This is a genomic window from Hymenobacter agri (assembly GCF_054778495.1).
Map to the genome: position 1 here is coordinate 1 of NZ_BAAGZM010000102.1, position 10,431 is coordinate 10,431.

General features: G+C 60.6%; 10 protein-coding genes and 1 pseudogene. 4 read left to right on the forward strand and 7 right to left on the reverse strand.

Annotation, left to right across the window (positions count from 1 at the left end):
- Both ACYVDE_RS07720 and ACYVDE_RS07725 read right to left on the reverse strand, forming a co-directional pair.
- A pseudogene (locus ACYVDE_RS07720) lies at positions 1-357 on the reverse strand (spheroidene monooxygenase); the annotation flags it as partial.
- 98 nt (positions 358-455) lie between these two features.
- Positions 456-968: a pyridoxamine 5'-phosphate oxidase family protein gene (locus ACYVDE_RS07725; protein WP_460500907.1), complete on the reverse strand. Its 513-nt coding sequence runs from the start codon at positions 966-968 to the stop codon at positions 456-458.
- Positions 969-1,096: 128 nt separating this feature from the next.
- Between ACYVDE_RS07725 and ACYVDE_RS07730 the strand changes: the two genes are divergently transcribed.
- Positions 1,097-1,708 (forward strand): acyl carrier protein phosphodiesterase, encoded by a 612-nt coding sequence (locus tag ACYVDE_RS07730; protein ID WP_460500908.1) that lies wholly within the window; start codon positions 1,097-1,099, stop codon positions 1,706-1,708.
- A 196-nt stretch (positions 1,709-1,904) separates the two neighbouring features.
- Here ACYVDE_RS07730 and ACYVDE_RS07735 read toward each other — a convergent pair whose 3' ends face one another.
- Positions 1,905-2,186 carry a SemiSWEET family sugar transporter gene (locus tag ACYVDE_RS07735; protein ID WP_460500909.1) on the reverse strand — a complete coding sequence of 94 codons (282 nt, stop codon included), beginning with the start codon at positions 2,184-2,186 and terminating at the stop codon, positions 1,905-1,907.
- 128 nt (positions 2,187-2,314) lie between these two features.
- Positions 2,315-2,830, reverse strand: coding sequence for an FKBP-type peptidyl-prolyl cis-trans isomerase (locus ACYVDE_RS07740; protein WP_460500910.1), 516 nt, complete (start codon positions 2,828-2,830; stop codon positions 2,315-2,317).
- A 207-nt stretch (positions 2,831-3,037) separates the two neighbouring features.
- On the opposite strand from ACYVDE_RS07740, the gene ACYVDE_RS07745 reads away from it, so the two are divergent.
- Positions 3,038-4,225 carry an SMP-30/gluconolactonase/LRE family protein gene (locus ACYVDE_RS07745; RefSeq protein WP_460500911.1) on the forward strand — a complete coding sequence of 396 codons (1,188 nt, stop codon included), beginning with the start codon at positions 3,038-3,040 and terminating at the stop codon, positions 4,223-4,225.
- A gap of 214 nt (positions 4,226-4,439) precedes the next feature.
- A complete protein-coding gene (locus ACYVDE_RS07750) occupies positions 4,440-6,605 on the forward strand; it encodes a S9 family peptidase (RefSeq protein ID WP_460500912.1) in 2,166 nt (721 codons plus the stop codon).
- 138 nt (positions 6,606-6,743) lie between these two features.
- Here ACYVDE_RS07750 and ACYVDE_RS07755 read toward each other — a convergent pair whose 3' ends face one another.
- The 3 genes from ACYVDE_RS07755 to ACYVDE_RS07765 form a co-directional block, all read right to left on the reverse strand.
- The gene (locus tag ACYVDE_RS07755; RefSeq protein WP_460500913.1) at positions 6,744-7,220 is read right to left on the reverse strand and encodes a hypothetical protein; all 477 of its coding nucleotides are present in this window, start codon (positions 7,218-7,220) and stop codon (positions 6,744-6,746) included.
- 48 nt (positions 7,221-7,268) lie between these two features.
- The gene (locus ACYVDE_RS07760) at positions 7,269-9,254 is read right to left on the reverse strand and encodes a DEAD/DEAH box helicase (RefSeq protein WP_460500914.1); all 1,986 of its coding nucleotides are present in this window, start codon (positions 9,252-9,254) and stop codon (positions 7,269-7,271) included.
- 68 nt (positions 9,255-9,322) lie between these two features.
- Positions 9,323-9,862, reverse strand: a complete 540-nt coding sequence (locus ACYVDE_RS07765; protein WP_460500915.1) for a hypothetical protein — start codon at positions 9,860-9,862, stop codon at positions 9,323-9,325.
- Between the two features lie 295 nt (positions 9,863-10,157).
- On the opposite strand from ACYVDE_RS07765, the gene ACYVDE_RS07770 reads away from it, so the two are divergent.
- A partial coding sequence (locus ACYVDE_RS07770) for a Rieske 2Fe-2S domain-containing protein (RefSeq protein WP_460500916.1) occupies positions 10,158-10,431 on the forward strand: 274 nt, incomplete at its 3' end.

Below are 10,431 nucleotides of genomic sequence, written 5' to 3' on the forward strand. Positions count from 1 at the left end.
GGCCGCGGCCGCGGGTGCCGGGGCAAACGGCGCTTGCCCGTCCCACAGGCCCTGGGCTTTGGTGGGGGCCAGGTGCACGGTCCATTGCTCGGCGCTGCGGGTGCTGTAATTATCCCAGAGCGGATGCTGGGTAAAAAAGGCCTGTGCCGCCGCGGCATCGTCCCACACCGCCATGAAGCCGTAGCGGTCGAGGTTGGGCCAGAAGCCGAAGCCGTTGGCCGCGCCGCTGCCCATCAGCTTATGAAAGCGCAGGCCCGCCACGCGCTTGAGCTGCGCGGGCGCGGTGCCCATCTGGGCCAGGGCCCAGCGGCGGTGGCCGGGCTTGAGGGTAACAACGGTGAGGGTGGTAAGCGGCATGCGAACGGTAAAGCGCGGCGGAAATCGGGCGGCGGGGTTTCAGGCAACAAAAAAAGGCCGGAATTGCTTCCGGCCTTTCGCAAATGCGGGGCAGCGTCTTATTTCACCTGCACCTGAGCGTGCTGGTTCACGTCGTCGTCTTTACTGCGCTCGCCGGTAATCACGGCACGGGCGTAGGCGTAGGCCTGCACCAGCAGGCTGCTGGGCGAATCCCAGTATTCAGCCTTCTCAATGCTAACCTTGAGAATCATGATGTGCGGGTCTTCCTTGCCCTTGGGGAACCAGCCGCGCATGGGCTCGCTCCACAGCTCGTCGATTTTGGCTTGGTCGCGGTAGGTGTTGGCCGTGCCCGATACCGAGGCGTAGATATTGCTGCCCGGGTCGGAGTAGCTCAGGTTTACCTGGCTGTCTTTTTTGATTTCGTACACCTTGGCCGACTCCGAGTCGGTGAGGAAATACAGGGCCTGGTCTTCGCCGGGCTTGATGGTGGCCATAGGGCGGCTGTGCAGGCTGCCGTGCTCATCGGTAGTGGTGAGCATGGCCATGCGCACTTCTTTGATTTTATCGAACAGCTGGGTCAGGTCGTGCGTGACGGGCGACTTATCGGACATGGGAAGGGGAGTTGGAGAGGTGAAAGAACAGGCCGGTGCCGTTTTGGGCTGCCGACCCCTGAGCTTACGGCAGGCAGCCGGCCGGGGTTGAATAAAAACCTGCCCAGGCCCGTACCTTGCCGCCCGCAATGAATTTTCTGGCCCACCTTTTCCTGTCCGGCCCGGCCGATGCGCCGACGTATACCGACGTGCTCGTAGGCAATTTCATTGCCGACTCGGTGCCCGGCCGGCAAGTCGAAAACTACCCGCCCGCGGTGCAGGCCGGCATCCGCCTGCACCGGGCTATCGATACCTATACCGACCAGCACCCCGTGGTGCGGCGCAGCACCCAGCGTCTGCGCGCCGCCGGCTACGGCAAGTACGCCGGTGTAATTTCGGACATGTTTCTCGACCATTTCCTAGCCCGGGATTTCGCCGGATTTTCACCCGAAAACCTGCCCGATTTCACCCGTCGCGTGTATGCCCTGCTGCAGGCGCGCGAGGCCGAAATGCCGCCCCGCGTGCAGCAGATGCTGTTTTACATGGTGCAGCACAACTGGCTGCTGGGCTACGCGCAGCCCGAAGGCATTGCCCGCGCCCTCGGCGGCCTCAGCCGCCGCGCCACCGCCGGCTCGGGTATGGAAACGGCGGCAACTGAGCTGCTGGCGAATTATGCCGACTATGAAGCCGATTTCCGCGAGTTCTTTCCGCAGCTTCAGCAGCATGCGGGCGCTGAGTTGGCGCGGCTTCTGGAAGGGTGAAGGAGCAGAACGATGTAGAGACGCGACACTTCGCGTCTCGTCGTCGAACGATGACGCCCGAATGTCAACCGAGTGGCGCGGTAACGGAGACGCGAAGTGTCGCGTCTCTACATCGTTCTGGCCGGACGGTCAGACGTGATAAGTTCCTCCGCTGCGCTCAGGATGACAGACGATTGTGTTCACGCTTGCATCAGATTTAACCGTCTGTCCGGGCATCTGTGCCGGGCTTCTCAATCAGCTTCAGATACAGAATGACGCTGCCTAGCAGGCCGCACACCAGGTTGGTAAAGATGATGGACCAGTCGCCGAGCATGATGCCGTAGGCCAGCCACAGGCAGGTGCCCATGAACAGCATGATATAGGTAGGCAGCGACAGGCTGGCCGTGGAACGCGTTTTGATGGTTTTGTAGGCTTGGGGCACGTAGGCCACCGTGGTGAGCAGGGCCGCCACGCCACCGATAACGGAAACAGAATTCATGAGCCAGCAGGTAGAAAAACGGCGAAAGCACCTGCGTAAACCTACAACCCGACGGCCCTAAACGCAACGCGGGAGCGGCCCGCCCACTGGCAAGCCGCTCCCGCGCGCTTCGTTTAGCAGCTGGTGGCTTAGTGGTGGTGGCCGCCTTCGCCGTGCACGTGGCCGTGGGCCAGCTCTTCGGCGGTGGCGTCGCGCACGTCCTGCACCTTGCCGTTGAAGTGCATCACCATGCCGGCCAGCGGGTGGTTGAAGTCCATCTGCACGGCCGAGTCGCCGATGCTTACCACCTTGGCTTGCATGTGGTTGCCTTCGTTGTCGGCCATGGGCAGGAAGTTGCCGGGCTGCAGCATTTCGGTGTCGAGCTTGCCGTCGATGAGGAATACCTCTTTGGGGATTTCGACCAGCGCCTGCTCGTCGTACTCGCCGTAGGCCTGGTCGGGCGTGAGGCTGAATTCGAACGAGTCGCCGGGGTTTTTGCCGTTGAGCTGCGATTCGAACTCTTCGGGCAGGCCGCTGTGGCCGAACAGGAACACCATGGGCGCATCGGCTTCGGCCGACTCGACCAATACTTTGTCCTGGTTTTCGTCGGTCACGCTGAGGTCGTAGGTGATGGTGACCACTTTGTTGTTGCTGATTGCAGCCATGGGCAGGAGGGAAGGGCCGGTTGGGGCGGCCGCAGGGTTTAGAGGGTGGTGTGAGAGAATTTTTGGCAAGATAGGTACGCAAGCTTGCCGGAAAAGGCCGGCCGTTGCCCCAATGCCCACACGCTGTGCCACCCAGCTGGCGAAACCCTGCACCCGGACGGCCGTTAGGAATCAGCCTATTCGAACCTGAACCTATTCTTTTTCCTCATGCACTCCATCTCCAAACCTGTGCGCCAGCTGCTGCCGCTGCTGGTAGGCGGCACGCTGCTGGCGGCCTGCCAGTCGAACCCACCCAAAACCCAGGACGAAGCCGTGGCCAAAGAAGCCGTGGTGAAAACCGACTCCACCGCCAAAACCACCGCCGCGGCCGATACCATGGGCCTGCCCGCCGGCTCGGTGCCCACCATCGGCAGCCCGCAGCTGCTCCTCACCCTCGACGACGCCCACAATACCCCCGACGGCCTGGCGCTGGCCCCCAACGGCCACCTCATCCTGTCGGTGCCCAACCTGGCCGACAACAGCCAGCCGGCCTCGTTGATGGAGATTGACGGCACCACCATCAAGCCCTACGCCACCAACCTGCCCGTGGAGCCCACCACCAAAAAGGCCGCACCCATGGACCTGGCCTTCGGGCCCGACGGCAACCTGTACTACGCCGAAAACCAGTACGAAAACAGCAAGGATTTCAAATCGCGCCTGATGCGGGTGGAAGTGAAGAACGGCAAGCCCGGCGCCATCAGCACCGTGGTCGACAACTTCGCGCTGGCCAACGCCGTGGTGTGGAAGGGCAATACCCTGTACGTGACCGACAGCCAGTGGGACCTGCCCGACAACGACAAGGGCAGCGCCATCCTGAAGTTTTCGCTGGCCGAGCTGAGCAAGGGCACCGTGCACCTCAAGCCCAAAACCCAAGACCCGCACGTGCTGGCCATGTTCACGACGACGGTGAACGAAACCGGTGTCGACAACGGCGCCGACGGGCTGGATTACGACAGTAAGGGCAACTTCTATACCGGCAGCTTCGGCGACGGCAAGCTCTACCGCGTGTCGCTGAAGCCCGACGGCAGCCTGGCCAAGCAGGAAACGCTGACGCTGACCGGCAAGCAGATTCCCTGCGTCGACGGCCTCGTGATTGACCGCGCTACCGACAAGATGTACCTCTGCAACTCGCGCGAAAACGCCATCGAAATCGTGGACTTGCGCAACGGCAATAAAGTGACCACCCTGGCCCAGAACCCCGACACCGACGGCACCGGCGGCAAGCTCGACCAGCCCGCCGAGGTGCTGCTGAAAGGCAAGCGCCTCTACATCTCCGATTTCGACCACCCGGTGAAGCACTTCGCCAATACCAAGTCGGATGCCCCGCATACCATGTCGGTAATTGACTTGCCGTAACGCCAGAACGTTGTAGAGACGCATATTTGCGTCTCGTCGTGCGCGCTGCATTGTCGTGCAAGCGTTATTGTTCAACGACAAGACGCAGGTATGCGTCTCTACATCGTTAGCAGATTCTAATCCCCGTCGGCAAGTGTCGGCGGGGATTTTTCGTTGGAAAACCGGGTAGCTTTGGGGCTGCAACCATTCGCTTTTGCGCGCAGTCTTTTTCGGTATGATTCAATTTACTGCCCACCGGGCTGCCCTTGCCGGGGCATTTACGCTGCTCACGGCTTCGGCCTGGGCCCAGAACGCCGGCACCCAATGGACCAAGGATGGCTACGGCTACCTTGAGGTTCGCCGCGACTCCATCGTGCAACTCGACATTCGCCAGCCGGGCCAGACGCGCACGCTGCTCAGCAAGCGCCAGCTCACGCCCGCCGGTGTGGCGGCCCCGCTGGGCGTACGTCGGGTGGCGCTGTCCGACGACGGCCGCCGCATCCTGCTTAATGCCAACACTAAAAAAGTGTGGCGCTACGACACCCGCGGCGACTACTGGGTGTATGATATGGACACCAGGCAGCTCACGCAGCTGGGCAAGGGCCGGCCGGAGTCGTCGCTGATGTTCGCCAAGTTTTCGCCCGATGGAAGCAAGGTGGCCTACGTGAGCGGCCACAACCTGTACGTAGAAAACCTGGCCGACCACGCCATCACCCAGCTCACCACCGACGGCACCGACAAGCTTATCAACGGCACCTTCGACTGGGTGTACGAGGAGGAGCTGGACTGCCGCGACGGCTTCCGCTGGAGCCCCGATGGGCAGCACCTGGCCTACTGGCAGCTCGATGCCAACAAGACGCGCAATTACCTGATGCTGAACACCACGGACGCACTCTATCCGTTCACGGTGCCGGTGGAGTACCCCGTGGTGGGCGAAGACCCCAGCCGCTGCCGCGTGGGCGTAGTGGCCGTGGGCGGCGGCGAGACGAAGTGGATGGACGTACCCGGCGACGCCGTGCAGCACTACATCCCGCGCATGGAGTGGGCCGGCCCCAACGAGCTGATTGTCCAGCAGCTGAACCGCCGGCAGAACGAGAGCAAGCTGATGCTGTGCACCACCGCCACCGGCGCCACCAAAACCATTTACACCGATACCGACAAGGCCTGGGTGGAAGCCAAAGACCAGCCCATAGGCTGGGACTGGCTGAAAGACGGCAAAAGCTTCGTGTGGGCCAGCGAGCGAGACGGCTGGCGCCACCTCTACCAGATTGACCGCAGCGGCAAGGCCAAGCTGCTCACGCCCGGCAACTACGACGTGGTGAGCGTGGAGGGCATCAGCGAAGCCACGGGCACCATCTATTTCCTGGCCTCGCCCACCAACGCCACCCAGCGCTACCTCTACAAAGTGCCGCTGAAAGGCGGCAAGGCCGAGCGCGTGACGCCCGCCACCCTCAGCGGCACCAACACCTACGAGGTGTCGCCCAACGGCAAGGTGGCCCTGCACCGCTACGCCAGCGCCAGCAGCTACCCGGTGTCGGACGTGGTGGCCCTGCCCGACCACAAGCGCCTGAGCGGCGGCGACGTGCCGGCGCAGGCGAAAGCCATCAAGCTGCCCAAAACCGAGTTTTTCCAGGTGAAAACCGCTGACGGCGTGACGCTGGACGGCTGGATGGTGAAGCCCACCAACTTCGACCCCGCCAAGAAATACCCCATCGTGTTCATGGTGTACGGCGAGCCCGCCAGCCAGACCGTGACCGACAACTTCGGCACGGGCTTCAACCGCCTCTACCAGGGCAGCATGGCCGACGACGGCTACATCTACGCCTCGCTCGACAACCGCGGCGCCCCGGCCCCACGCGGCCGCGAGTTCCGCAAGGCCATCTACCACAACATCGGCGCGCTCAACATCCGCGACCAGGCCATGGGCGCCAGGGAAGTGCTCAAAAATAACTGGGTCGATACCAGCCGCGTGGCCGTGTGGGGCTGGAGCGGTGGTGGCTCCAGCACGCTGAACCTATTGTTCCAGTACCCGCAGATTTACAAAACCGGCATCAGCATCGCGGCCGTCGATAACCAGCTGAACTACGACAACATCTACCAGGAGCGCTACATGGGCCTGCTGCCCGAAGACAAGAACTTCTTTGTCGACAACTCGCCGCTTTCCCACGCCAAAAACCTGCGCGGCAACCTGCTGCTCATCCACGGCACCGGCGACGACAACGTGCACTACAACAACGCCGAGCAGATGATAAACGAGCTGGTGAAAAACGGCAAAACCTTCCAGCTCATGGCCTATCCCAACCGCACCCACGGCATCTCGGAAGGCGAGGGCACGAGCCGGCACCTGGCCGCGACGTATACCAAGTTCCTGAAGGAGAACTGCCCGCCCGGTGGGCGGTAATATCAGTAAGCCAGCCGGCAAAGGCAGCATTTAAGCTACGTACTAGCTTGCTTATTTCTGTTAGTGGTTGTGAAAATGCAAGAGGCGTGGAAATTATTTCCACGCCTCTTTTTTGTGCTTGTTTGCTACTGTTACCTCTCAATGAATGCAGCCTAGCCAAACCTGCGTTTGTTTCAGGTAAGCAGTAGGATACCATTGCTTTGCCAATGTTTCGGTTTGACGCACTTGCCGGCTCCCTGGCTCACTAACTCCGGCAATCACCAGGTAATAGCCTTTGACAAATCCATTGTAGCCATTGGAAAACTCGATGGAAACAAATGGCGCTTCCTCATTTTCACGCCCTCGGGCCACGTAGGCCGGATAATCAAAGCCATTTGCAGCGCAATCAGCACGGCTCATGGTCAGTCCCGCTTGTGCATTAGGAAGGTAGCCTTCCAGATTTAGCGTTGCGTGAAGTCGTGTTGCAGCTTGGCGGGCAGTCGCCAGCGCCGCTTTATAATCCTTTGTACTTTGCAGAATCAATACATCTTTGGCTACCCAAGGCTCTTTTGGAGTGGATGGTTTCTGGCTGTAAAAGACAGCAGCTAAGCAAGCAACGGTCAGGAATTGAGACATGAGTGAGTCGCAATAGAAAATATATTGATTGCGGACACAAGTTGGCAATTAATCCTGCAACTCCCAAGCCGTGCGGTAGCCGCCAACCTGCTCCACGTACTCAATTAGTGCCTTGAAGAAGGGGTGGGCACTGAGCGTCGAAGAATCACCCACGAGCAGCAGCTTTTTGCGGGCGCGGGTCATGCCCACGTTCATGCGGCGGATGTCGCTGAGGAAGCCGATTTCGCCGTGGTTGTTGCTGCGGGTGAGGGTGATGGCGATGATGTCGCGTTCCTGGCCCTGAAACGAATCCACGGTGCCCACGCTGAGCTGGCGGTGCAGCATGAAGCCGCTGAGCTCGTCGTTTTCCTCGATGGCGTCTTTCAGATAGTTGATTTGGGCGCGGTAGGGGGCAATGACGCCGATGCTGAGCGGGTCGTCTTCGTGGTCGGCGGGGTCGTAGGGCTCGAGGAGCTGGGCGAGGCGCTTGAGCAGCAGGTCGGCTTCCTCGGGGTTGGCGGTGGAGCGGCTCTCGGGGATGGTGATTTCCTGGAAGCCGAAGCCGGCCGTGTCGAGGAACTCCACGGGCAGGTCGGGCGCGAATTTGAGGTCGTAGGCATCGAGGCCGGCGTGGGCCACGGTAGCGTAGGCTTCGAGCTGGCCATCGTAGAACTGGTCGGAGCTGAACTGCATGATTTGCTCGTGCATGCGGTACTGCACCGTGAGCATGCGGGCCGTGGCCGGCTGGCGCTTGATGCACTTCTCGAACAGCGTTTCGCGCAGGGCGCCGGCCTTTTCGCTTTTCACGGTGGGCGGCAGCTGGTGGTGGTCGCCGGCCAGCACCACGCGGTTGGCCTTGGCAATCGGAATCCAACAGCCCGGCTCCAGGGCCTGGGCTGCTTCGTCGATGAACACCGTTTCGTAGGTGAGGTGGCGGATGTTGCGGTTGCTGGCCCCCACCAGCGTGCAGGTGATTACCTGCACCGATTCAAGCAAGTCCTCGGTGATGTAGCGTTCCAGGTCGTCGGCTTGCTGGAAGAGCATGCGCGCTTCTTCCTTGAGATGTCGGCGGTGCTGCTGCTCCTCATAGCCGAAGTTGCGCACGTACTTGCCGGCCTGCTCGCGGTACTGGTCGGCCGTCTGGCGCATCGAGCGCATCTCGTTGTAGCTCTTGTGGTTCATCACCTGCGCATCGAGCGTGTGCTCCAGCAGCAGGTCGGAAACCCGCGAGGGGTTGCCCATGCGGATGACGTTGACGCCGCGCTCGGCCAGCTTTTCGGTGAGCAAGTCCACGGCCGTGTTGCTCGGGGCGCACACCAGCACGCGCCGCTCGCGCCGGATGGTTTCCAGAATGGCCTGGACCAGCGTGGTGGTTTTGCCGGTGCCGGGCGGGCCGTGGATGATGGCTACGTCCTTGGCGGCCAGCACGTGGCGCACGGCCGCCAGCTGCGACTCATTCAGTGGGCTGGGGTAGAACAAATCGGTGGCCTTTTCTTCGCGGAACCGAGCCTCGCGGGCCCCCAGAATGGTGTCGCGCAGCTCGGCCAGGCGGTCGCCGTAGGCGCCCATCACCTTGCCCAGGGCGTAGTCCATCTCGCGGTAGCTCACCTCGTCGAAAGTGAGGTCGATGCCCATTTTATGGCCTTCGAGGGCCCAGTCAGGCAGGTCTTCCTTGGTGGTGGCCAGGGTGAGCTTGTTCCGCCGTACGCTGGTAATCACGCCGCTGAGGGTGGGCCGGTCGGTGGCCGCGCGGCCGGGCACGTTGCCAAACAGCGAGGCGTTTTTGCCCACCTGAAACAGGTGCAGGCCCTGCTGCCCGGCGGGCCGCTCCAGTTCCAGCACCAGCTTGCCGCCGAAGCCGATGTCTTCCTTGCTGATGGTGACGGGGTACCAGGTGAGGCCGCGCTGCTGCCGCTCCTGGATGCTGGCCTTGGCGTTTTTGAGCTTGAATTGCTCCAAGTCCTCCTGCTGCTCTAGCTTCATCAGAGATTGGACGTGGCGCAGCTCTTTTTCGAGGGCGTAGGGGTCGGAGGGGGTGAAAGTGAGGTCGGACAAAAGAAAGCGGGTTGGGTTCGTTGTGAGGGGTAACAACGAAAAGGGGAAATGAGTGGCCGAAAGTCTTGCTAAACGCCCAGCAACATCTGATAAAACGATACATATTTCTCGCCACCAGCGGCTGTAGCGGCTGTCGCTGCTACCGATAGCGCGAGTGTTTCATCGTTATAAATGTCATCATTCAACATCGTGAGCACCAAGAATTGACTTGTAATGACCAGCGCGTCAAATAAATGTTCGCCATCCATAGCACAATGCCACATTACATGGTCGGGGCGTTGCCAGTCGTTAACTACAACTTCACCACCTATTGAGATGAACATCGGGTCAAGTTCTACTTTGGCAAATTGCACATAATCGCCATAGTAAAGGGGAGTAGCTAGAAAATCAACCATCCCAATTTCTAAATCGGAAACATCATAGATTTTGATAAACTCAATGACGACATCGTGTCCCAAAAAAGAGAGTTCAAGTTGGCTTCCTCTTGGCTGAACATGATATTGCGCAATCATTTCTGCTGCTGAGGCATCTTTTATACCCAAGGCTATCAAATCGGAATGATTGGGAGCTGTTTGTGCTATCTGATGAGCAAATTCGTGATGGTTCATATTATGAATATGTAGATGTTGCTATGACGTGCGCGATATGCGCCAGCGCTTGGCGGTAATCGGCTTCGGAGCGGATGGGTTTAATGGATTGCATGGCCAAAGGGGTTAAGTAAAAGCTGGTAGAAACAGCAGTAGCTCAGTTGCTGGCGCACACATCTAGTAGCGTAGAATCTGCCGTTCGTGTACCGGAACGAAACCCAAAGGGCGCAGAATACGCGAACTGCAAAGTTCGCGCTACTCCACTAAAAGCCCAAAATCGCCGTATGCGCAAGCTCCACCTTACTTCCCGCTTGCCATGCCCGATTCCAAGACGCACCCGCTCACCGGCCCCGACCTACTCACCGACGGTATCCCGCTCGCCGACCTGCCCGATGGCGGCATGACTACCGGCCATGCCCAAGGCGAGCCCGTGCTGCTGACCCGGCGCGGTGCCGAAATATTCGCCATCTCGGCCAAGTGCAGTCACCTGGGCGCGCCGCTCGAAAAGGGCCTGCTCGACGGCGAGACCGTACGCTGCCCCTGGCATCACGCCTGCTTCAGCCTGCGCACCGGGGAGGCCCTGCGCGCCC

What these genes read in the sequence shown, in the direction of transcription:
- ACYVDE_RS07725 (WP_460500907.1), bottom strand. Translation starts at nt 968, where the DNA reads ATGTCCGATAAGTCGCCCGTCACGCACGACCTGACCCAGCTGTTCGAT.
- ACYVDE_RS07730 (WP_460500908.1), top strand. Translation starts at nt 1,097, where the DNA reads ATGAATTTTCTGGCCCACCTTTTCCTGTCCGGCCCGGCCGATGCGCCG.
- ACYVDE_RS07735 (WP_460500909.1), bottom strand. Translation starts at nt 2,186, where the DNA reads ATGAATTCTGTTTCCGTTATCGGTGGCGTGGCGGCCCTGCTCACCACG.
- ACYVDE_RS07740 (WP_460500910.1), bottom strand. Translation starts at nt 2,830, where the DNA reads ATGGCTGCAATCAGCAACAACAAAGTGGTCACCATCACCTACGACCTC.
- ACYVDE_RS07745 (WP_460500911.1), top strand. Translation starts at nt 3,038, where the DNA reads ATGCACTCCATCTCCAAACCTGTGCGCCAGCTGCTGCCGCTGCTGGTA.
- ACYVDE_RS07750 (WP_460500912.1), top strand. Translation starts at nt 4,440, where the DNA reads ATGATTCAATTTACTGCCCACCGGGCTGCCCTTGCCGGGGCATTTACG.
- ACYVDE_RS07755 (WP_460500913.1), bottom strand. Translation starts at nt 7,220, where the DNA reads ATGTCTCAATTCCTGACCGTTGCTTGCTTAGCTGCTGTCTTTTACAGC.
- ACYVDE_RS07765 (WP_460500915.1), bottom strand. Translation starts at nt 9,862, where the DNA reads ATGAACCATCACGAATTTGCTCATCAGATAGCACAAACAGCTCCCAAT.